At 62.0% G+C, this 21677-nt stretch carries 19 protein-coding genes; 8 read left to right on the top strand and 11 right to left on the bottom strand.

The genetic code is table 11. The annotated features are described in order from the left end of the window. Nucleotides 1-135 precede the first annotated feature (135 nt). The 8 genes from PLL20_04565 (at nucleotide 136) to PLL20_04530 (ending at nucleotide 7810) form a co-directional block, all read left to right on the top strand. A complete protein-coding gene (locus tag PLL20_04565; protein HPD29244.1) occupies nucleotides 136-519 on the top strand; it encodes a hypothetical protein in 384 nt (127 codons plus the stop codon). A 21-nt stretch (nucleotides 520-540) separates the two neighbouring features. Continuing rightward, on the top strand, nucleotides 541-1575 hold the full coding sequence (locus PLL20_04560) for an alginate export family protein (protein HPD29243.1): 1035 nt from the start codon (nucleotides 541-543) through the stop codon (nucleotides 1573-1575). 382 nt (nucleotides 1576-1957) lie between these two features. After that, on the top strand, nucleotides 1958-2458 hold the full coding sequence (locus PLL20_04555) for a thioesterase family protein (GenBank protein HPD29242.1): 501 nt from the start codon (nucleotides 1958-1960) through the stop codon (nucleotides 2456-2458). Further along, on the top strand, nucleotides 2459-4060 hold the full coding sequence (locus PLL20_04550) for a thiamine pyrophosphate-dependent enzyme (protein HPD29241.1): 1602 nt from the start codon (nucleotides 2459-2461) through the stop codon (nucleotides 4058-4060). It begins immediately after the preceding gene. After that, on the top strand, nucleotides 4061-4579 hold the full coding sequence (locus tag PLL20_04545) for an indolepyruvate oxidoreductase subunit beta (GenBank protein HPD29240.1): 519 nt from the start codon (nucleotides 4061-4063) through the stop codon (nucleotides 4577-4579). Nucleotides 4580-4608: 29 nt separating this feature from the next. Continuing rightward, a complete protein-coding gene (locus tag PLL20_04540; protein ID HPD29239.1) occupies nucleotides 4609-5943 on the top strand; it encodes a phenylacetate--CoA ligase in 1335 nt (444 codons plus the stop codon). Between the two features lie 14 nt (nucleotides 5944-5957). Continuing rightward, the gene (locus PLL20_04535; protein ID HPD29238.1) at nucleotides 5958-6398 is read left to right on the top strand and encodes an amino acid-binding protein; all 441 of its coding nucleotides are present in this window, start codon (nucleotides 5958-5960) and stop codon (nucleotides 6396-6398) included. A gap of 86 nt (nucleotides 6399-6484) precedes the next feature. Continuing rightward, nucleotides 6485-7810 carry a phenylacetate--CoA ligase gene (locus PLL20_04530; protein HPD29237.1) on the top strand — a complete coding sequence of 442 codons (1326 nt, stop codon included), beginning with the start codon at nucleotides 6485-6487 and terminating at the stop codon, nucleotides 7808-7810. Here PLL20_04530 and PLL20_04525 read toward each other — a convergent pair. The 11 genes from PLL20_04525 to nuoE form a co-directional block, all read right to left on the bottom strand. Continuing rightward, a complete protein-coding gene (locus tag PLL20_04525) occupies nucleotides 7779-8222 on the bottom strand; it encodes a PaaI family thioesterase (GenBank protein HPD29236.1) in 444 nt (147 codons plus the stop codon). The two genes, PLL20_04530 and PLL20_04525, sit on opposite strands and share 32 nt — an antisense overlap. A 77-nt stretch (nucleotides 8223-8299) precedes the next feature. After that, nucleotides 8300-9373, bottom strand: a complete 1074-nt coding sequence (hydE, locus tag PLL20_04520) for a [FeFe] hydrogenase H-cluster radical SAM maturase HydE (protein HPD29235.1) — start codon at nucleotides 9371-9373, stop codon at nucleotides 8300-8302. Continuing rightward, entirely contained in the window at nucleotides 9370-10641 is a 1272-nt protein-coding gene (gene hydF / locus PLL20_04515; GenBank protein HPD29234.1) for a [FeFe] hydrogenase H-cluster maturation GTPase HydF, read from the bottom strand. Before hydF ends, hydE begins: the two co-directional genes overlap by 4 nt. Then, nucleotides 10638-12095, bottom strand: a complete 1458-nt coding sequence (locus PLL20_04510) for an aspartate ammonia-lyase (GenBank protein ID HPD29233.1) — start codon at nucleotides 12093-12095, stop codon at nucleotides 10638-10640. Before PLL20_04510 ends, hydF begins: the two co-directional genes overlap by 4 nt. A 36-nt stretch (nucleotides 12096-12131) precedes the next feature. Next, a complete protein-coding gene (hydG, locus tag PLL20_04505; protein HPD29232.1) occupies nucleotides 12132-13541 on the bottom strand; it encodes a [FeFe] hydrogenase H-cluster radical SAM maturase HydG in 1410 nt (469 codons plus the stop codon). Nucleotides 13542-13545: 4 nt separating this feature from the next. After that, nucleotides 13546-14721, bottom strand: coding sequence for an ATP-binding protein (locus PLL20_04500; protein HPD29231.1), 1176 nt, complete (start codon nucleotides 14719-14721; stop codon nucleotides 13546-13548). Further along, a complete protein-coding gene (locus PLL20_04495) occupies nucleotides 14718-15119 on the bottom strand; it encodes a response regulator (GenBank protein ID HPD29230.1) in 402 nt (133 codons plus the stop codon). Before PLL20_04495 ends, PLL20_04500 begins: the two co-directional genes overlap by 4 nt. 24 nt (nucleotides 15120-15143) lie before the next feature. Further along, complete coding sequence (locus PLL20_04490; GenBank protein HPD29229.1) at nucleotides 15144-17210, bottom strand: [Fe-Fe] hydrogenase large subunit C-terminal domain-containing protein; 2067 nt, start codon at nucleotides 17208-17210, stop codon at nucleotides 15144-15146. Nucleotides 17211-17228: 18 nt separating this feature from the next. Further along, nucleotides 17229-18950, bottom strand: a complete 1722-nt coding sequence (locus PLL20_04485) for an NADH-dependent [FeFe] hydrogenase, group A6 (GenBank protein HPD29228.1) — start codon at nucleotides 18948-18950, stop codon at nucleotides 17229-17231. A 112-nt stretch (nucleotides 18951-19062) separates the two neighbouring features. Next, a complete protein-coding gene (locus tag PLL20_04480) occupies nucleotides 19063-21030 on the bottom strand; it encodes an NADH-ubiquinone oxidoreductase-F iron-sulfur binding region domain-containing protein (GenBank protein ID HPD29227.1) in 1968 nt (655 codons plus the stop codon). Beyond that, a complete protein-coding gene (nuoE, locus tag PLL20_04475; GenBank protein ID HPD29226.1) occupies nucleotides 21014-21508 on the bottom strand; it encodes an NADH-quinone oxidoreductase subunit NuoE in 495 nt (164 codons plus the stop codon). The genes PLL20_04480 and nuoE overlap by 17 nt, the downstream gene beginning before the upstream one ends. Between the last annotated feature and the right edge of the window lie 169 nt (nucleotides 21509-21677).

The raw sequence follows: 21677 nt of genomic DNA, 5'->3' as shown, positions 1-21677 counted from the left end.
GCGGTCAGTCGATCAGAAAACGCGGGGGTTTGTCGCACAATCGGAACGGTAGCCGAATAACGCCGTCGTGACGGAGACGGCTCAGGAACGACGGATCAAGCACGGAGAAATTCTAGCACAGGAGCGCAAAAACCTATGAGAAGCAAGTGGACAGTCGTGACCTCTGTGTTTCTGGTGGCGCTGCTGGTCGCCTGTACGGCCAGGATGGCGACGGCCCAGCCGGCCACCCAGCCGGCCGCAGCAGCAGAAGATCCTTTTGATGAATTTGTCGAGAAGACGAAGAATCCTTTCCCGGGTTTCAACTGGGGCATGGACCTTCGCAATCGTTGGGAGTACCTCAACAACACCGGGTTCGACAAGCATGCCACGGGCCATGAGACGTCCTACCTGCGCTTCCGCGGCAGATGGTGGGGCACGTTGCAGCCCCTGAAACCCCTCAACTTCGAGGATCTCGAGTTCCACCTCAAGCTTACTTGGGAAGGCCGAAGCTGGTGCGAGCATCCGACGATCAGCGACTAGGAACAGGCCCGCGACCAGGTTCTGTTTGACAACATGTATTTGAAGTACAAGAAGGCGTTCGGACTGCCGCTGACCATCACCGCGGGCCGGCAGGACCTGCCGTTCGCGTGGCTTACGGGTGATGGGACTCCGCTGGATGGATCCAGGACGTTCTTCGTGGACGGGGTCCGCTTCGAATACGATGCCGAAGACATCAAGACAAAATTCGACGTCGCGTGGTTCGAAGTGGACGCCCAGTGGGACCACTGGTTTCCGCGGATCGCCAACAAGCGCGTCCCGGCCTTGGCCACGGAGCAGGATGAGCAAGGCGTGATGGTATATGTGACCAACAAGTCGCTGGCCAAGACTCAGATCGACGGGTATTTCTTCTACAAGCATAACGAAGCCGAGCTTATCCCCGTCAGGAATAACCCGAATACCGACGAACCGCGTCGGTCGGGCGACAACGCAGACATTTACACCTTCGGCGGCCGCGTTGCCGGTGACATTACGGACAACTGGAAATATGATGTCCAGTTGGCCGGCCAGTTCGGCCAGCGTGACGGGCGCGACATCTGCGCGTTGGGCACGCTCAACAGCCTGACCTATCATTTCAATGACAAATACAAGAACCAGGTCTACCTGGAGTACGAGTTCACCTCAGGTGACGATCCCAGCACTCGGGGAACGGACGAGCGTTTCGACATTCTGTGGGGCCGGTATCCAAGATGGACGGAAGGCTACGGATTCTCATACGGTATCGAGAATCGCATCTGGGATCTGGGCAATACGCATCGCGTCGGCCCCGGCTGGCGATGCAAGCCGACGAAGGATATGGACCTGGGTCTGTACTACCAGTTCCTGTTTGCCGATGAGAACACCTACGCTGGAAGGGCCGGGTTCAGCAACAGCGGCTGCTTCCGCGGGCAGATTCTGGTGCCGTACTTCAAGTACGTCTTCAACAAACATGCGTTCCTCAGGGTCATGCCCGAGTTTGTCTTCCCGGGCAACTACTACACGGATGCTCGCAACGATCCGCTGACGTTCTTGCGTCTGGAGTTGAACCTCACCTGGTAAGTGATCTGGAATAGGCGTGGCGTCGGGCGCGCTCCCGACGGCTCGGAAACAGAAGCGGCAGAAGCGGCAGATGCGCCGTTCCTGCCGCTCTGTTTTTTTTGAACAGCCAGGCCGGGATTGCATCATCTGCCCCGAGCGTCGCAACGGGACTGACCGGCAATCGCCATCGTCTTTTTCAGGGGGTTGTTTCCGAACGACCTCGAGTTTCAGGGCCCCCTTCGCGCCTCTCATTGGACCGGCAAAATGACCCTCCCTTCTATCACATTGTCCGCGCGTCGACCGGCAAGACGGCGATCTTATACGATGTCCGCCGCGCACGATGGCGGTCAGGGAGCGGGGCTCATCGGTCGGGTCTGGCGGCGGTTGCCAACGGAGGCGCGATTTGCTAAAAGAACGCGGTTCCATCGGGCGAAAAGGGGCCGAGCGGCACAGGCGTGCGAACCTTGGCGCGGACGAGGAATGCGGCGTGGCAGGTGACGGGCATCAGGTTCGGTTTCGAGTACGCTACAGTGAGACCGACCAGATGGGCACCTTTTACAACTCCCGCGTTCTGGAATGGTTCGAATGCGGGAGGACGGAATGGCTGCGGAGCGTCGGGATACCCTACGCGGAGATGGAAGCCGACGGCACATATTTGCCGGTGGTGGAGGCCCATGTTCGCTATCTTGGCCGGGCTCGTTATGATGACGAGCTGGAAATGTGCGTATCGGCCGGCATGTCAGGGAAGGCAAGCGTTCGATTCGACGTTCGTATAAGGCAGGCCCACAATGGCCAAGGCGTGGCAGAAGGTTATACTGTTCACGCCATTACGGGCGCCGATGGGAAGCCGGTTCGGCCTCCCTCGTGGCTGGTCCGTATCTTTTCGGCCAGTTCGGAGCAGTAAATGCAGCAGACTGATCGTGTGTTATTGAGCGGGAACGAAGCGGTTGCCTTAGCCGCCCGCCGCGCAGGTGTGGCCCTCGGCAGCGGCTACCCTGGCACGCCATCGACGGAAATCCTGGAGACCTTCGGGGAGATGGGTGGCAAGGCTCAGTGGGCGCCGAATGAGAAGGTGGCCTTGGAAGTAGCCCTGGGGGCGGCCTTCGGCGGAGCCAGAGCTCTGGTGACGATGAAGCACGTCGGCTTGAACGTGGCCGCAGATCCGCTGTTTACGGCCGCCTATACGGGGGTGGTCGGGGCGCTGCTCGTGGTTTCGGCCGACGATCCGGGGATGGCGTCGAGCCAGAACGAGCAGGATAACCGCAGGTATGCGGCGGCGGCGGCCGTGCCGATGCTCGAGCCTTCGGATTCGCAGGAGGCTTTTGATTTCACACTGCGGGCCGTGGAGATCTCTGAGAAGTGGAAGATTCCGGTCATCCTGAGGATGACCACGCGGGTATGCCACTCCAAAACCGTCGTGCGGCCGGTCGGCGAGATGCCGGCGCCGGCGCCGAGGTTCGAACACGATATCGCAGGTCGGGTCATGATTCCGGCCCATGCCCGTCCCGCACACCGGCGGCTGCGGGAAAAGATCGCCCAGATTGCGGCATGGAATGAGACCTCGGGGCTTCATCGGGTCATCGACGGAGATCACGGCCTGGGCATCATCACCTCGGGCATCTCCTACGTTCACGTTCGCGAGGCGGCCCCGCAAGCGAGCGTGCTGAAGCTGGGAATGACCCATCCGCTGCCGATGGAGACGGCTCGCAAGTTCGCCGCCGGAGTCGATCGCTGCTTGGTCATCGAGGAAGGCGATCCGTACCTGGTTGAGTCGCTCCGGGCCGGCGGCATTGAGGTTGCGGGCAAGCCGGAGATGTATCGTTTCGGGGAATTGAACGTTGCCCGGGTTCGCCGGATCCTGGCCGGTGACACCACGCCCGAGCCGGCTCCGCCGCGAGGCAAGCCGCCGGCGCTGTGCCTGAGCTGCCCGCACCGCTCGGTCTTCGGCGTGCTCAGCAAGCTGAAATGCATCGTGGCGGGCGACATCGGCTGTTACACGCTGGGCGTTCTGCCCCCCTACCAAGCGATGGACAGTTGCGTGTGCATGGGGGCGAGCATCGGGGTCGGTCTGGGTTTGCGGCAGGTACTGCCCCCCGAGCAGGCGCGGCGGGTGGTCAGCGTCATCGGGGACAGCACCTTCGTTCACAGCGGAATCACCGGCCTGGTTGAGATGGTCTACAATCCTCCTCCCACCGGCCACGTTATACTGATTCTGGACAACGGCACGACGGCGATGACGGGCCTGCAGGAGCATCCGGGTACCGGCCGCACGCTCATGCACGAACCGACGGGGAAAGTCTCGTACGAGGACCTGGCCCGGTCGCTGGGGATTCGCAATGTCCACGTCGTGGATGCCACCAAGGACGAGTCGGCGTTCGAGAAGCTGGTGAGCGACAGCTTGGCGGCCGACGAGTTGACGTTGATCATCGCGCGACGTCCTTGTCTGCTGGCCACGGCCAGAATCAAGGCATATGAACAGGCGGCCTCGTCGGGAGGCAACAAATAGATGACGGAGGAAAACGTGGCCAGTGGTGTGACCAACGTCGTGATTGCCGGACTCGGGGGTCAGGGAGTGCTCAAGGCCTCGGATATCCTGGCCCAAGTGGCTTTCGACGAGGGCCTCGACGTGAAGAAGAGCGAGGTCCACGGCATGGCGCAGCGAGGCGGATCGGTGACCAGCGACGTTCGCTTTGGAGCCGAGGTTTTCAGCCCGATGGTTCCGGCAGGCGAGGCCGATTTCGTCGTGGTGATGGCCCCTGAAGAGGTTGAGGGCAGCAAGCGGCATCTCAAGCCGGGAGGGGTGATGATCGTCCCGGACGACGTGCCGGTCACATCGCTGGACAGCCCGCGCAGCCTGAACGTTGCCCTGCTCGGCGTGCTGAGCGCGTATTTGCCGCTGCCGGAGTCGACCTGGTTATCGGCGGTGAAGGGCAGCCTTGCGGAGAAACTGCACGAAGCGAATATCAAGGCTTTTCTGCTCGGTCGATCGGTCGGGCGCGAGAAACAGGCTTCGTCGGCCTGCTGAGACCGGCGTTATCGCACGGGAGAAGACCAATGTACAAGGAAATGTGGAATGATTTGCCGGGCGGTTTTCACCCGGCCAGCGCTCCGGACTTTCTGCCGATACCGCAGTTGCGAGATCTGCAGTTTCGTCGGCTCACGGCCGTCGTCCGGCGGGCCTACGATCACGTCGAGCTTTTCCGCCAGCGCATGCAGGAGCGAGGGCTGACGCCGGCCGACATCCGGTCACTGGACGACGTCGCCAAGATGCCGTTCATGGTCAAGACGGACCTGCGGGACACATATCCGTTCGGTCTTTTTGCGAGCCCCATGCAGGAAATCGTCCGGTTACACGCGTCGAGCGGGACGACGGGCAAGCCGATCGTGGTGGCCTACACTCAGGAAGACCTGGAGGTCTGGGCCAGCGTCATGGTGCGCACCTTCGCGGCGTGCGGACTGCACCGGGGCGACATCATTCAGAACGCGTATGGTTACGGCCTGTTCACGGGCGGTCTGGGGGCCCACTACGGCGGCGAGGCCCTCGGGGCCACCGTCATTCCCATCTCCGGGGGCAACACGGACCGGCAGATCATGGTGATGAAGGATTTCGGCGTGACGGCGATATGCTGCACGCCGACCTACTTCATCCACCTGATCGAGCGGGCCAAGGAACTGGGCGTGGATATTCGCCAACTGCCCCTGCGAGCCGGTGTTTTCGGAGCGGAACCCTGGAGCGAGGCGATGCGCCAGTACATCGAGAGGGAATCGGGCATCAAGGCGATGGACATCTACGGTCTTTCGGAGATCATCGGTCCGGGCGTGGCGTCCGAGACGCCGTACCAGGAGGGCCTGTTCATCTTCGAGGACCATTTCTATCCTGAAATCATCGATCCGGAGACGTGTGAGGTTCTGCCGGAGGGCCAGGAGGGGGAGCTGGTGCTGACGACCCTGAGTAAGAAGGCCATGCCGGTCATTCGTTACCGCACCCGCGACATCACGGCGTTCATCAGCGGCCCGAGCCGCTGCGGGCGCACGATCCGGCGGATCCGCCGGATCTCCCGGCGCAGCGACGATATGTTCATCATTCGCGGCGTCAACGTCTATCCGTCTCAGATCGAGGCCGCCCTGCTGGCGGTGGAAGGTACCCTGCCGCACTACCAGATCATTCTCACCCGCGAGAAAGGGCTCGACCAGATCACCGTCGAGGTCGAGGTGCTCGCCGAGTGGTTCAGTGACAAGGTGCGGTCGCTGGAGGCCTTGAAGCAGAAGCTGGCCAGTTCGATCGAGCATATCATCGGAATTCGGGTCAACCTGCGTCTGGTGGAGCCGCACACCATTGAGCGGAGCCAGGGCAAGGCCAAGAGAGTCATCGATCGCAGGAACGAGTAGAAAGAGGTCGGACCATGAAACTTCACCAGCTTTCACTGTTCATTGAGAATAAACCGCGGCAGTTGCGGAGCCCGATTCGCATCCTGGCCGAGGCGGGGGTGAACATCCTGACGCTGTGCCTGGCCGACACCCAGCAGTTCGGCATTCTCAGGATGATCGTGCAGGACTGGCAGAAGGCCAAGGCGGCGCTGGAGAAGGGCGGCTGCGTGGTCAATGTCACCGAGGTGATCGCCCTGGAGGTTCCCGACCATCCCGGCGGGCTGGACGACATCCTCGCGGTGATCGAGGAATTCTCGCTGAACATCGAGTACACGTACTCGTTCACGTTCCGGCGGGGCAACCGCGCGGTCCTGGTGTTCCGCTTCGAGGACATGGACGCGGCGGTGGAGGCCTTTCAAGCCAAGGGTATCAACCCGGTATCGAGCGTGGAAATATACGAACAGGCGAACGTCTAGTCGGGCGAATCCGACGGGCGAAGTCCTGCGATCGGGGTTTCCGTCGGGCTTGTGCCGCCGGCCCGGGAAAGCGGATGGTGAGTGTGATGGCCCAGTTCAAGGTGGAGAATCGGATCTGGGATCCTGCCGAGACGATGCCGCGGGCCGAGCTTCGTCGGCTGCAGCTTGAGCGGCTCAAGGATTGCGTCAGGCGCGTCGCAGACGTTCCCTTCTACAGGGAGGCATTCGCCAGCACCGGCGTGAGCGCCGATTCGATTCGTTCGCTGGACGATCTTCGACGTCTTCCTTTCACCACTAAAGACGACCTTCGACGTTATTATCCCTTGGGTTTCCTGGCCGTAGAGCGTGAAAAACTGGTCCGTATTCACGGTTCATCCGGCACGACGGGCAAACCGACGTTTGTCGCCTACACGGCCCAGGACATGGACATCTGGTCGAATCTGTGCGCCCGCTTCCTGGTCGCGGGCGGGCTTCGGCCGGAGCACTTCGTGCAGATTGCGTTCGGTTACGGATTGTTCACTGGAGGTTTCGGTCTGCACCAGGGCGTCGAGAAGGTCGGGGCGGCGATCGTGCCGGCGTCGGCCGGGAACACCCCTCGTCAGCTCATGCTGATCTGCGACTTGAACGTGCAGGTGCTGATCTGCACGCCGAGCTACGCCCTCAACATCGCCGAGGCGGCCCGGGATCAGGGCATGACCCCCGAGCAGATACCGCTCAAGTTCGGGCACTTCGGCGCCGAGCCGTGGACCGAGGACATGCGGACCCGGATCGAACAGGAGCTGGGCATCGTAGCCTTCAACAACTACGGGCTCAGCGAGGTGATCGGTCCGGGCGTCAGCGGAGAGTGCACTCTTCAGCAGGGCATGCACATTCAGGAGGATCACTTCATCGTCGAGTGCGTGGATCCCGACACGCTGGAGCCCGTGGCCACGGGCGAAGCCGGCGAACTGGTTTTCACCACCATCACCAAGGAGGCCTTGCCGCTGATCCGCTACCGCACCCGCGACATCGCCCGACTGGACGATACGCCCTGCCGCTGCGGGCGGACGACGGTGCGGATGAGCCGGGTCATCGGTCGGACCGACGACATGCTGATCATTCGCGGCGTCAACGTCTTTCCCTCTCAGATCGAAGAGGCTCTGCTGCGTGTCGAGGGCACTTCGCCGCACTACCAGATCGAGTTGTCGCGTCCGGGGGCCCTTGACCAGGTCACCGTGCGTGTCGAGGTCCGGCCGGAGGATTTTTCCGACCGTATGCGGGAAATGCAGGCCCTTCGCGACCGCATCGATCGCGAGATCCACGCCATTACCGGGCTGCGGATGAACGTCGAGCTGGTCAAGCCGCAGTCGCTGGAGCGCTTTCAGGGCAAGGCCAAACGGGTCATCGACCGCCGCCAGATGAAGGTGGAGTAAGGTCTTCTTCGAGCGGGAGCGGTTCCTGCTTGCGGTAGACGGTTCCCTGAAAGCCGGCGACGGTCGCGCCTTCCTCGTCGGTTACCTCGATCTGATAGGTGGCGAGCCGTTTGCTGCGGGCGACTTCCCGTGCTCTGGCGGTGAGCACGCCACTGGTGGTGGCTTTCAGGAAGGAGATGTTGGCGTTGATCGCGACCGCCAGCGTGCCATGGGAATTCGAGGCCACCGCGAAGGCAAAATCGGCGAGTGAGAAGATTGCCCCGCCGTGGGTGATGTTGACTCCGTTGAGGTGTTTGTCCTGGATGGTCATCCGAGTCGTCGCCTGGCCGGGCGAGACGTCGACCAGCTCGATGTCCAGGTGCTTGGCCAGCTTGTCACGGTCGAAAAAACGAGCGATCTGCTGCATGTCCATTTCTGTGCTCCGGTGATGGTTGCCATGCACAGTTTAGCGGATTGGGCGGTTGACACAACTTACGAGGGGGCAGTCAATCAGGCGGTCTGCCGCCGGCTGCCCGGTCCTTGGCCGATGGTCCGTCCCATGGCCAGGATGCGGTTCTTGAGGCAGGATCGGCAGTCTTCCGCATTCTCAAAAAGGCAGGCTTTCGACGGGTAGATTTCGTACAGGGTGCGGTATTGCGGGGGGGTGAGATTGGGCATCACCACGTTGGCCCCGCGTGACAGGCCCAGTTCCCGTCCGGCGTCCTTGTTGAGCGTTGCCAGGGCGGTGGTGCTGGGGATGTTCGCGTCGGGGCGGACCAGACGCGTCAGGGCAAGGACCTTGTAGGTCATTAATTCGGTGTTCGGCACCTGTTGCTCGGGGGGTATCGGGCGGAGGCCTGAGTGTTTGGCCAGAGGCGTCGCGGGGTGAGAGATGTACGGTCCCACGCCGATCATATCGAGGTCAAGCCGCCGGAAAGCTTCGAGATCATCCGCGAGGCTGTCGTACGTCTGTCCAGGGATGCCGATCATAACGCCGCTGCCGACTTCATAGCCCAGTTCCCGGAGCTGGTTCAGAATGGCAAAGCGGTCGGATAACCGCCCAGGGCGCGGCGGGTGAATGAGCTTGTATAGCACGGGGTCGGACGTTTCAAACCGCAGCAAGTAGCGGTCGGCGCCGGCCTGGCGCCAGGCAGCCAGGTCCTCCTCGGGCCGCTCGCCGAGGCTGAGCGTGACGGCTAGACTCGTTTCGCTCTTGATCTTGCGAATGACGTCGGCCAGCCATTGTTGCCTGATGCCATCGTCCTCGCCGGATTGGAGCACGACCGTACCGTATCCGAACTCGACCGCGGCGGCCGTGCAGGCCATGATCTCGTCGGCGGTCATCCGATATCGTCGCAAGGATCGGTTCGGCGCCCGCAGGCCACAGTAGGCACACTCGCGCACACAGTGATTGGATATTTCGATCAACCCGCGCAGGTGGACGGCGTCACCCACGTTTCGGCGGCGCGTTTCATCGGCCATCGTCCACAATTGCCCCAGCCGCGATGCGTCATCCTCGCGAAGCCATCGCAAGAGCTCCTCGCGTGTGGGTGTGGGTGCGGCGGCGGGAGGAGTCCGGTTCACGGCAGGCCCTGCGCTTGACGCGATGCGGCTGCACCGAAATCGCGGGCACGACGGAGTATTTCGAGTGCGGCCGGGAATGGTTGCAACGCCCGCTCCAGTATTCCCAGGCTGTGGGCGATGACCAGGCCGTAGTTGGTGATGGGTATCCGGGCCTGCCGGCATCGCATGATTCGGCTGAGCATTTCGCGGCGGTTCCACATGCAGGCTCCGCAGTGAATAATCAGCTTGTAGGACGAGAGGTCCTCGGGGAAATCGTGCCCTTGAACGGTGACAAACTCGATCTTCCCGCCGACGTATTGCGTCAGCCACCGAGGAATCTTCACCCGACCGATGTCCTCGCCGATGGGATGATGCGAACATGCTTCGGCGACGAGGATCCGGTCCCCGGCAACCAGCGAGTCGACGGCCAGCGTCCCTTCGACCTGGGTGATCAGGTCGCCTTTGAACCTCGCAAACAGAATCGAGAAGCTGGTCAGCATGACCTCAGCGGGCGTATCCGCCGCGACCTTGAGAAAGGCCTGCGAATCGGTGACCACGAGCTTGGGCGGCGATTTCAGCCGGTCCAGGGCATTGCGGAGCTCCCGCTCCTTGACCACCATGCAGTAAGCATCGCCGTCCAGCAGGTCGCGAATGGCCTGAACCTGCGGCAGGATCAACCGACCCTTTGGGGCTTCCTTGTCGATGGGAACGACCAGCACCGCCATCTCGCCCGGCCCGACGATGTCTGCGAGGATACGCGGGTTGTTCACGAAGTCGGCCGGAGCGTTGTCCAGCAGGGCCTGGCGGAAATCGAGGATGCCCTGGCCGGAGGTTGCCGCCGTCCGAACCACGGGCACCTTTCGAGCGGCAAGCCGCTCGACAACCGCCGCGTCCGGCATCGCCACGTCGCATTTGTTGAACACCACGAGCACCGGGATTTGTCGCGAGGCCAGTTCATTGAGGATGCGTTCCTCGAAATCACTCCAGATTGACGGCTCGGCGACGATCACGCCCAGGTCCGTGCGATCAAACACCTGGCGCGTTTTTCCGACGCGCAATTCGCCCAAGGCCCCCGCGTCGTCCACTCCGGCGGTGTCGATGAACAACACCGGACCGAGCGGCAGCAGCTCCATGGGCTTCTCGACCGGGTCGGTCGTGGTTCCGGCGAATTCGGACACGATGGACACGTTCTGCCGGGTAACGGCGTTGAGCAGGCTGGATTTGCCGACGTTTCGGCGTCCGAAAATGCCGATATGGAGCCGAAATCCTTTGGGTGTCGAAGTGGTCATGGCGCCCCGCCTTGGCCGACAGGCCCATACTCAGCGTTCGGCCGCCTGATCATGGGCGAGCCGAGACGACAGACGGCCTCGGGGCTGACCATCTCATCGAATGCCTGGGCGGTCAACAACCCCTCTTCGACAACGACATCGCGAATGCAACGTCCGCCCTGGCGTGCTTTGAGCGCGATGCGGCACGCTTGTTCATAGCCCAGAGCCGGCAGCAGGGCGGTCACCGTGGCCGTGGCGGCATCCACATGGCGACGGCAACGGGCCTCGTCGGCTTCGATACCTTCGACACAATACCTTCGCAGCGCGTCGCAGCTTCGCTCGAGTAGTTCGATGCTCTCCAGCAGGCAGCAGGCCACCAGCGGCAAAAAGGGATTCAGTTCCAGGTTTCCGGCGGCACAAGCCATTGTCAGGGTCGCGTCATGCCCCATGACCAGCATCGCCGCCTGGCTGACGGCCTCGGGGATGACCGGGTTGACCTTGCCGGGCATGATCGAAGAGCCTGCCTGAAGCTGTGGCAGACGGATCTCACCCACGCCCGCCTCCGGGCCAGAAGACATGAAACGAAGGTCCGTGCATATTTTGAGGAGCGACGCCGCGCAAGCCTTGAGAATCCCGGAGACCTCAACGAAGACATCGGCGTTTTGTGTGGCATCGACAAGGTTTTCGGCTCGCGCAAAGCCGATGCCGGTCAGGTCTCGCAGCGTCTCTGCAACTCGAAAGATGAAATCCCGAGGGGCTGCAAGCCCCGTTCCGATTGCCGTGCCGCCCAGATTGACAACTCTCAGCCGCTCCTGGCATTTGTAGATGCGCCAGCGATCACGGCTGAACGCTTCGGCATACGCGGCCATTTCCCGCCCGAGCGTGATCAACACCGCATCCTGCATCTGGGTGCGTCCGACCTTGACCACGTGGGCAAAGCGCTTCTCGGCGGCCTGGAAGGCTTCTTGTAGACCGACTACGCGTTCTTCCAGCCCGGCAAGCATGCGGATGGCGGCCAGTCTGAGGGCCGTCGGGTAAGTGTCATTCGTGGATTGGTGAAGGTTGATGTCGTCCAGCGGACTGACTCGCCGGTATTCACCGAGCGGTTCGCCCAGGATTTGAAGGGCGCGATTGGCCAGGACTTCATTGACGTTCATGTTGGTACTGGTGCCGGCTCCGCCTTGCAGCAGGTCAACCTGTACGCCGCCGTCGAGCAATCCCTCGCCCATCTCGCGGCATGCGCGTTCGATGGCGTCGGCCTTGGCTGGGTCATCGGTCCAGCATCCCAAGGCCCGGTTGGTCATCGCGCAGGCGAGCTTCACGGTTCCGTAGGCCCGGATCATTTGAGGGTGTACGGGCCGGCCGGCCAGCGTGAAATGCCGCAGTGCCCGGGCGGTGTGAATGCCGTACAAGGCATCGGCCGGAACGGGCAGGCTGCCGATCAGATCATGCTCGGTGCGCCACGCGCTGCTCATGAATAGCGGGTCCCCCGTGTTGTTGCGGGCATCGGCTCAGACGAAGACGTCGCGTTTCCCCGCGCGGACCTGCTCGATGAGCTTTTCCGCCGTTCGCCGGGCCCGATCGTCCATCTCAGCCAGTACGGACGCAATTCGTTGCTCACCGACCTCGCGAGTGGCCGGGGAGGCGTAATCCAAGAGATACTCCAAGAACGTTGACAGTCCGTTGGGGTCACAATGATGCTTGATCTCGCCGGGCTTGGCCAGGTCCATGAAATCCTGGCCCGTTCGGCCGAGCCGATAGCAGGCCGTGCAGAATGAGGGAATATACCCGAGTTGCGCGACGTCCCGTATGACCTCATCCAGCGGTCGATGGTCTCCGAGGCAAAACTGCGAGGCATCGATGTCCTCGTCCTCTGTGTAACCGCCGGGGTTGGTTCGGCTGCCGGCCGAGATTTGCGACACACCCAGGGCAAAAGTCTCCCGGCGCAGGTTCGGCGTCTCGCGCGTGGACATGATAATCCCGGTGTAGGGGACGGCCAGCCTCAGGATGGCGACGATCTTGCGGAAATCGACATCCGATACGGGGTGAGGGGGGTGACTGGCCAGATCCGCCCCCGTCGCCGGTTCCAGGCGCGGCACGCTGATGGTGTGGGGTCCGACGCCGAACGCGGCTTCGAGGTGCTGAACGTGCTGCAAGAGGGCGAGTATCTCGAATCGCCAATCGAACAATCCGAACAGCACGCCGATGCCGACGTCATCGATGCCGGCCTCCATGGCCCGATCCATGGCCGTGACCCGCCAATCGTAATCTCTCTTTCGGCCGCCGGTATGGACGCGGGCGTACGTTTCGCGGTGATATGTTTCCTGGAAAAGCTGATAGGTGCCGATACCCATGTCCTTGAGTTGGCGAAACTGATCGAGTTCGAGCGGAGCAATATTCACGTTAACGCGGCGAATCTCGCCCCGGCCGCTGCGGACCGAGTAGACGGTCTTGATCGCCCTGAGGATGTAATCAAAACCTTCGTTCGGATAAGACTCGCCGGCAACCAGCAGCACCCGCTTATGCCCCTGCTCCACCAGAATCCTCGTTTCGCGGGCGATCTCGTCCTGAGTGAGCGCCCGGCGTTTGATCGACTTGTTCCCCGAACGGAAAGCGCAGTAGAGGCAGTTGTTGCCGCACAAGTTGGATACATAGAGCGGGGCGAACAGAACCAGGCGCATGCCATAGATGTCCTGCTTGACCTGCCTGGCGGTGGCGAACAGTTCGGCGAGGAGTTCGGGATCGCTGATCTCGGCCAAGACCGCGACGTCCTCCATCGGCAAGCCTTTGAGTTGCCGGGCCTTGGCGAGGATCTCTCGCACGAGGGACGCGTCCTGGTCGCGGTTGTGTGCGAGGATCTCCTCGATCCGTCTCTCACGGATGATATCCGAAGCGGGTAAGCCCACAGTCTCCTGTCTCATCACATCAAGCCTCGTTCATCGTTGTTGCCGCAGGGACCGCCGACGGGGGCGGCCCGGGGGAATCCTTGAGGACCACGGTAAATGTGCTGCCGACGTCCGGTTCGCTTTCGACGGTGGCGCTGCCGTCATAGAGCATGGCCAGCCTCTTGACGATCGACAATCCCAGGCCGCTGCCGAGAATACTGCGGGTTCTGGCGTTCTTAATTCTGACAAACTCGCCGAAGAGTTTTGCGGTTTCCTCCTTGGACATTCCGATGCCCGTGTCGGTCACCGCGATGGTCACGACCTGGCCGGAGCGGTCGACTCGGACGTCGACCCGGCCGTTGTCACGGTTGTATTTCACCGCGTTGGAAATCAGATTGTTCAGTATCATCTCGATCTCGCCGCGGTCGGCGGTCATGGTCACCGGCCCGTCCGCATGAAGCTCGATGGCGATATTCCGCGGCTGGGCGGTGGGCAGGATCGTCTCGATGGACGTCCGGGCGATCTCGCGGACGTCGACCGTGCCGAGGTCGCGGGATTTCTGGCCGGACTCGATCCGGGTCATATCCAGCAGATCGACGATCAACTTCCGCATGTGGTCCACGCGGACGCTGCACCGGCCGACGATCTCATCATAGGCTCCGACGTCGCCGCCGAGGGTGTGATTCTTAATGAGTTGCAGGAACCCGTCGATGGCGTTCAGGGGCGCCTTGAGCTCGTGGCCCAAAACGCGGATGAACTGGAAGCGGACCTGCCTTTTTTCCTCCGCGAGTTTGCGGGCCTGTCGGGCCAGCATGATTCGGATCGCCGCCTTGCGGACGGTGCTTTTCAGCTCGTCGGGGGTGAACGGCTTGGCCAGGAAATCGTAGGCTCCTCTCTTGGTGGCGACGACCGCCGTCTCGATCGAGGCGTAGGCGGTGATCATGATCGTCAGCAGCTCCGGGCGCGTCCCGGACACCCGGTCCAAGACCTCCAGCCCGCTGATACCCGGGAGCTTGTGATCCAGGAGCAGGATATCCGGCGGCCGTGTGGCCATTTGTTCGATGGCCTGCTCGCCGGTTTCGGCCTGGTCAACAACGAAGGCCACCTCTTCGTGGACGTCGGGGACCATCACCCTGAAGTCTCGCAACGTGCGCTCGACTCCGAGCCTCATGCCCCGTTCGTCGTCGGTAACCAGAATCCGCAGCGTATCCATCATGTCTTGTCCTTCAACAGCCGGGTGAGCTCGGCTTCAAGCTGCTCGATGCGGATGGGTTTGGCCAGGAACGCATCCGCCTTGATCCAGGACTTCTCCTCGTCGGTGGCGGCGTCGAAGTCCAGGCCGGTCTCACCGGTCACGGAAGTCACCATGATGACCGGAATCGACGGGTCTTTCTTCTTGATGTGGTAGCACAGCATGAAGCCGGCATCGGTATCCTCCATCATCACATCCACGATGGCGGCGTCGGGACGGGTGCGGGCGATGATTTCCTCCGCACGTTTCCCGCTGTCCGCGGTGAGGACGTCATAGCCGCCGGCTTTCAGGGCGATTTCCTCCTGCATCAGGAAGTCCGCGTCATCGTCCACCAGAAGGATTGTTTTCTTAGTGTCAGCCATGTTCGTATGTTCCCGTATGCCGTCTCAGTTCTGCCCCGTTGGGGCTGATTCGACCTGTCCGAGGCCCCGTATCATCTCGGTCCCCGAAACCTGGTTCATCTCTCTCTGTTCGCGTCTCGGCAGCGTCACCGTGAAGGTTGTCCCGGTCGGGCCGGCGGCCGGGTCGGCGTTGGATTCCACGCGGATATCTCCGCAGTGCATCTTCACGATACCGTATGTGACCGCCAGTCCCAAACCGGTTCCCTTGCCGATCTGTTTAGTGGTGAAGAACGGCTCAAAGATCTTTTTCATATTCTGTTCAGGAATGCCCACGCCGGTATCGCCGACGACGAATCTGATATTGTCGGCATCGCCCGTGACCCGGACGGTCAGCGTGCCGCCCTTCTCCATGGCCGCGACGGCGTTGCTGATCAGGTTTGTCAACACCTGGATGATCTGATCCCGGTCGATCTCGGCGACGGGGTCCGCGATCTCCGTGTCGATCTTCACCGTGACGTTGGGCGGGATGGTGAAGGTCTTGATCGATCGCCGCACCAGTTCCCGGACATCGGTGGGATAGCGCACCACCTTGTTCTGGCGTGCGAAGTGGAGCAGGCCAGCGACGATCTTCTTGCAGCGATCGGCCTGTTCCGCGATCATCGCCAGGTCTTCGCGCATCTTGGTTTTGTCCCTGTACTCCTCGAGCATCAGGTGAGCGTACATCAGGACGACGCCGAGGGGGTTATTCACTTCGTGGGCGATACCCGCGGCAAGCTGGCCCATACTGGCGAGCTTTTCGGCCTGGATCAGGGCTTCCTGCGTGCTGGCCAACTGTTCGTGCGACGCGGCCAGTTCTTTGATGGTTTGCCTGAGCTTCTCGATGGTGTACGGCAGGCACATTTCCGTCTCGGCCAGCCCTTTATAGATCGCGATGGCGTGCTCCATGCACGTGTCGTAGCCGCAGGCCCCGCAATTGAGCTCGTCTTTCGGCGAGAACTTGCCCATGCGGATGAGGATCTGGTTGAGCTGTTCGTCGGCGGGCGTCGGAATGCGCTGATCGTTGGCCACGTAGGAGCGGCGCAGATCAAGCCCGGCAAAGCGTTCCATATCTTCGTGCCAGCGTGCCAGATCGAGCGATTCGATCCGCTTGCAGAAGTACTTCCTCATATGGCGGCGGCGGTTGAACAGCGGCAGGTCGTTGCTGATGCCCGCCCCCATGATGCAACCCTCGCAGGCCAGGACCTCGAGTAGTCTGGCTCCCAGGTCGCCGGAGGCGAATTCCTTGATGGCTTCCAAGGTATGCATACGGCCGGCGGTGGCGACGACCTCGCCGGTCATCAGATCCTCGCGGATGTCGGCGGCCTGGAGGACGCCGCGGCTGACGGGAAACATTGCGCCGGTCGCTCCGTGCGGCGGATCGAATTCGCAGGGTTCCACGTTGTCCGGGCGAATGTTGCGCGCGGCGAGCATTTCCCGCAACTCGGGGAACGTCAGGACGGCATCGATCTCGCCCGCCACAGGCTTGCTTTCGGCCTCAGCCTTCTTGGCAATGCAAGGGCCGATGAAAACGATCTTGAGGTCGTTGCCGTGCAGTTGTCGGAGCGCCCTGGCCGTGGCGATCATGGGCGAAACGACCGGGGTGAGAGAGTCGAGAAGATCCGGATAGTAGCGTTCGACGTAGCCGACGATGGCCGGGCAGCTCGTGGTGATGTATCGTTTGTCGTCGTTTCGGGACAGGAGACGGCGATACTCGCGGGCGACCAAATCAGCGCCGAAGGCCACCTCGTTCACCAACTCGAACCCCAAAGCCCAGAGCATGCCCACCACCTGGTGGGGGTCGGCGTCGACGAACTCCGCGGGGAAGCTGGGTGCCACACAGGCCGCCACCTTTCGGCCTGAGGCCAGAAGAGCCTCGACCTCCTTGATCGAGCTGCGCACCTCCTTGGCTCCCTGTGAACACACCTTGACGCAGTTGCCGCAGGCGATGCAGCGGTCTCCGATCACCTGGGCCTGGCCGTCCACGATGCGTATCGCCTTGGCGGGGCATTCGCGCACACACGTGTAGCACATACGGCAGTGTTCTTTGATCGTGCTGATGAATGCGGTGCCCATGACAGCTCTCCGGCCGCGTCAGGCCAGTACTTCCCGTTTAACGTAGTGCGTGTGCAGCAGGTGATGACTCCTTTCACTCAGCGGTCGACCGAGATACTCCTCGTAAATGCGCCGCACGGACGCGTTGCCGTGCGAGGTCCGACGGCTTTCGACGGAGTCAATCCGGTAGAGAGCCTGCATTCTGGTTCGAACGGCGTCCATGTCGGTGTTGATCGGCTGGCCGCCGCCGGCCACACAACCACCCGGACAGCTCATGACCTCGATGAAGTGCAGGTCCTTGCGTCCCGCCAGGATCTGATCGAGCAGTCGGCGGGCATTTGCCAGGCCGCTGACGACCGCGACTCCGATGTCCATGCCGGCAATCTGCAGGCGAGCCTCTTTGACGCCCGCCAGACCGCGAACGGGCTGCACGGTGAGGTCCGCAAGCTCCTTGCCGGTGATCAGGTAATGGGCGGTGCGGATCGCGGCTTCCATGACTCCGCCGCTGGCACCGAACAGTTTTCCTGCGGTTGTGCGTTCACCGAAGGGTGTATCGGCGGTATCGCCGGGCAGCTCGCGCAAGTCGAGTCCCCGCATCCGGATCATGCGGGCCAGTTCGCGCGTGGTCAACACCGCATCGATATCGGGCAGGCCGTTGCGGCACATTTCCGGGCGTCCGGCCTCGAACTTCTTGGCGGTGCAGGGCATGATGCTGACGCTGAAGATTCTGGCGGGGTCGATGCCCTCGCGCTCGGCAAAGTAGCTCTTGATGACGGCCCCCAGCATCTGTTGCGGACTCTTGCAGGTCGACAGATTGGGCATCAAATCGGGGTAAAACGTTTCGACGAACTTGATCCAGGCGGGAGAGCAGCTTGTCATCATCGGGAGACGCCCGCCGTTCTTGATTCGGTGAACCAGCTCGGAGGCTTCTTCCATGATCGTCAGGTCGGCGGAGAAGCTGGTGTCGAACACCCGCTTGAAACCCAGGAGACGCAGGGCCGTGGTCATGGCTCCGTTGACGTCGGAGCCTGGCGGCATCCCGAATTCCTCCCCCAGGGTCACTGAGATCGCGGGAGCGTGCTGAACCACCACCATGAGGTCCGGATGGTTGAGTGCGTCCGCCACCTCCTTCATGTGGCTCTGCTCGCGGAGCGCACCCGTCGGGCAGACTCTGACACACTGGCCGCAGTAGACGCAGCTCGATACGTTGACGCCTTCGTTGAACGCGGTGCCGACGGTGGTTTTCGAACCGCGACCGATGAAGTCAATGGCCGCGACGCCCTGAATTTCCTCGCAGACCCGCACGCACTTGCCGCACAGGATGCATTTGGCCGGGTCGCGGACCAATGACGGGCTCGACGTGTCGAGGGCGTGCCGGTTCTTTCCGCCGGAAAACCGCCGGCTGCGAACGCCGAGCTCGGCCGCCAACCGCTGGAGATCGCAGTTCTCGTTTCTAACGCAGTAGAGGCAATCGTCGGGGTGGTTGGCCAGCAGAAGCTCGACGATGGTCTTGCGGGCTCGCAGAGCCCGAGGCGAGTGGGTCTGTACCTTCAGGCCTTCGGAAACCGGAAAGGCGCAGCTCGGCACCAGTCCGCGCTGCCCTTCCACTTCAACGACGCACATCCGGCATGCGCCGGTGGGAAACAGCCCTTCGATCTGACAGAGCGTCGGCACCTTGATGCCTGCACGTCGCAGCGCCGCAAGAAGCATTTCGCCTGGTTCGGCTTCCACTGGACGGCCATTTACTTCGATGGTGATCATTGGCGTTCTCAGGCTCCCGTTTCCCGCCGCTTGATCGAGGCACGTTTTCCGCGGCTGTTGCACCGCCGCTTCGACCCTCGACCACCGCAGGATGTCTCAATGCGCTGCCGTTTCATTCCTTGACGACGGCTTCAAACCTGCAACTCTCCAGGCACGATCCGCACGCGATGCACTTGTCGGTGATGATGTAGTGCGGGCTTTTGGGCGTTCCCATGACGGCCTGCACCGGGCATCGTTTAGCGCACAAGGTGCAGCCTCTGCATTTCTCGGCGATAATACGGTACGTTACCAGATCCTGGCAGACGCCCGCCGGGCAGCGGCGCTCGTAGATGTGCGCCTCGTACTCATCTCTGAACCAGCGCAGCGTGCTGAGCACCGGATTGGGAGCCGTCTGTCCCAGGCCGCACAGGCTGGTGTCGCGGATCACCTCAGCCAGCCTCGGCAGGTGCATGACGCTCTGGAACCGGGTGAGGGCGTCGATATCCTTCTCGCTCTTGCGGCCGCGGGTGATCCGCTGGAGCGTCTCGAGCATCCGGCGGGTCCCTTCACGGCACGGAATGCACTTGCCGCAGCTTTCCCGCTGGATGAAATCCATGAAGAACTTGGCGACGTCGACCATGCAGGTGTCTTCGTCCATGACCACCAGGCCGCCCGAACCCATCATGGCGCCGACGGTTTTGAGCGACTCGTAGTCCACGTCGATGTCGAGATGTTGGGTCGGGATGCAACCGCCGGAAGGACCGCCGATCTGAACGGCCTTGTATGCCTTGCCGTTGGGAATGCCGCCGCCGATGTCAAAAACGATCCGTCGGATGGTCGTACCCATGGCGACTTCGACCAGGCCGGTGCGGGCGACCTTGCCGGAGAGAGCGAAAACCTTGGTTCCCTTGCTGCTTTTTGTGCCGACGGCGCTGAATCGTTCCGCCCCGATGGTCAGCAGGGTCGGGAGGTTGGCGAGGGTCTCAACGTTGTTGATGATCGTCGGCTTATCGAAAAGCCCGCGAACGGCCGGGAACGGAGGACGAGGGCGGGGCATCCCGCGTTTGCCTTCGATGCTGTGGATCAAGGCCGTTTCCTCTCCGCACACAAACGCGCCTGCTCCCATTTTGATCACGATTTCCAGGGAGAAGCCGCGGCCGAGGATGTTGTTCCCGAGAAGGCGATAATCGCGGGCCTGTTTGATGGCCGCTTTGAGTCTTTCAATTGCCAGCGGGTATTCCGCCCGAATGTAGACGTAAGCCTTGTCGGCTCCGATCGCGTACGCGGCGATCGCCATGCCTTCAAGCAGGCGGTGTGGATCGCCTTCAATGACCGCGCGATCCATGAACGCTCCGGGATCGCCTTCGTCGGCGTTGCAGACCAGGTATTTCCCTGAGCCGGCAGCCGATCTCGCGAATTTCCATTTCCTGCCCGTGGGGAAGCCTCCGCCGCCGCGCCCGCGAAGACCGCTTGCTTCAACGAGATCGCAGACCTGCTCGGGGGTTTGGGCGGACAGCATCCTGGCCAGGGCGGTATATCCGCCGCGGGCGATGTATTCGTCGATGCTGGACGGATCCATGATCCCGCAGTTGGCAAGCACCCATCGCATCTGCGGAGCGAAAAAGGGGTGCTCATCAAGACACGGAACGTCGGGCCACATCTCACCGAACTCGGTGCGATGCTGGCCGATGACCGACTCGGCGGGCACGGTCCCCTGCATCATCGCATCCAGCAGGGTCGGGACTCTGTCCTCGGTGATTCCCTTGAATGAGACGCGTGCCTTTCCGGGAAGCTGGACATCAACGATCGGCTCGGCCGAACACAAGCCGATGCACCCCACCCCGATCAGGTCGGCCTCGATGTTGTTCTGCCTCAGATACTCCTTGATCGCCCCGACGGTAAACCGGGCCCCCGCGCCCAAACCGCATGTTCCCGTGCCGACGTAGATCGTCGGGCGCGTCACCCTGTCGTGTCTGAGCAGTGCAAGCCGATCCTGTTGAGCGGGATCGCTGCTCATCACGTGTGCGAGGACGGTCGGGTAGCCCTGGTCCGCGGCATGTTCGTGGCAGCATGCGCTGATTGTCTCAGGCGGCTTGGTCATTGCTGCCCCTTCCTGCCGCTCTGGCTCTGTATGAATCGATGATCCCCTTGACCTTCTGAGTGGTGACGCCGGCGTGGAACTCACCGCTGATATTGATCACCGGGGCCAGGCCACACGCTCCGATGCAAGCCACGACCTCCAGACTGAACGTGCCGTCGCGTGAGGTCTGGCCGGGCTCGATTTTCAGCTCGCGTCTGATCGCATCGAGGACGGCCGCTGATCCTTTCACATGGCAGGCCGTCCCGCGACAAACCTGGATGTGGAAGCGTCCCTGAGGTTGGAACCGGAACTGGTTGTAGAACGTGGCGACGCCGTAAATCTTGCTCGCCGGCAGACCCAGATGTCTGCCAATGCGAACGACGGCTTCGCGAGAGAGATACCCTTGCGTTTCCTGCACGTCTTGGAGGATGGGTATCAGCGCGTCGCGTTTCGCGTCGCGATGTTTTGCCAGAATGGCATCAATGTCCGGCGTCACCAAGTCAACACCTCTCCTTTCATTGGCTGATTCGATCACCGGCCGCGACGGAAGCGGGCCTTGCGATCACAGCACCGGGCAGGAGCCCGAGCCCCCGCCCAAGCATGCGGCGAGACTTCGTACCTTTTTTCACGAGCAAGCTGCATGCCAGATCGAATGATTAGCCCCCGAA

Source organism: Phycisphaerae bacterium (assembly GCA_035384605.1).
Classification (GTDB): Bacteria; Planctomycetota; Phycisphaerae; order UBA1845; family PWPN01; genus JAUCQB01.
The sequence above is the reverse complement of the archived record's forward strand: the minus strand, read 5'-3'. Positions and strand labels throughout refer to the sequence as shown.

Excerpts from the sequence above, each read along its gene's own strand:
- PLL20_04485 (HPD29228.1), bottom strand. The coding sequence starts at position 18,950 with ATGATCACCATCGAAGTAAATGGCCGTCCAGTGGAAGCCGAACCAGGC.
- PLL20_04535 (HPD29238.1), top strand. The coding sequence starts at position 5,958 with ATGAAACTTCACCAGCTTTCACTGTTCATTGAGAATAAACCGCGGCAG.
- PLL20_04565 (HPD29244.1), top strand. The coding sequence starts at position 136 with ATGAGAAGCAAGTGGACAGTCGTGACCTCTGTGTTTCTGGTGGCGCTG.
- PLL20_04480 (HPD29227.1), bottom strand. The coding sequence starts at position 21,030 with ATGACCAAGCCGCCTGAGACAATCAGCGCATGCTGCCACGAACATGCC.
- PLL20_04490 (HPD29229.1), bottom strand. The coding sequence starts at position 17,210 with ATGGGCACCGCATTCATCAGCACGATCAAAGAACACTGCCGTATGTGC.
- PLL20_04510 (HPD29233.1), bottom strand. The coding sequence starts at position 12,095 with ATGAGCAGCGCGTGGCGCACCGAGCATGATCTGATCGGCAGCCTGCCC.
- PLL20_04540 (HPD29239.1), top strand. The coding sequence starts at position 4,609 with ATGTACAAGGAAATGTGGAATGATTTGCCGGGCGGTTTTCACCCGGCC.
- hydF (HPD29234.1), bottom strand. The coding sequence starts at position 10,641 with ATGACCACTTCGACACCCAAAGGATTTCGGCTCCATATCGGCATTTTC.
- PLL20_04545 (HPD29240.1), top strand. The coding sequence starts at position 4,061 with ATGACGGAGGAAAACGTGGCCAGTGGTGTGACCAACGTCGTGATTGCC.
- PLL20_04525 (HPD29236.1), bottom strand. The coding sequence starts at position 8,222 with ATGGACATGCAGCAGATCGCTCGTTTTTTCGACCGTGACAAGCTGGCC.
- PLL20_04500 (HPD29231.1), bottom strand. The coding sequence starts at position 14,721 with ATGATGGATACGCTGCGGATTCTGGTTACCGACGACGAACGGGGCATG.
- PLL20_04530 (HPD29237.1), top strand. The coding sequence starts at position 6,485 with ATGGCCCAGTTCAAGGTGGAGAATCGGATCTGGGATCCTGCCGAGACG.
- PLL20_04495 (HPD29230.1), bottom strand. The coding sequence starts at position 15,119 with ATGGCTGACACTAAGAAAACAATCCTTCTGGTGGACGATGACGCGGAC.
- hydG (HPD29232.1), bottom strand. The coding sequence starts at position 13,541 with ATGAGACAGGAGACTGTGGGCTTACCCGCTTCGGATATCATCCGTGAG.
- PLL20_04550 (HPD29241.1), top strand. The coding sequence starts at position 2,459 with ATGCAGCAGACTGATCGTGTGTTATTGAGCGGGAACGAAGCGGTTGCC.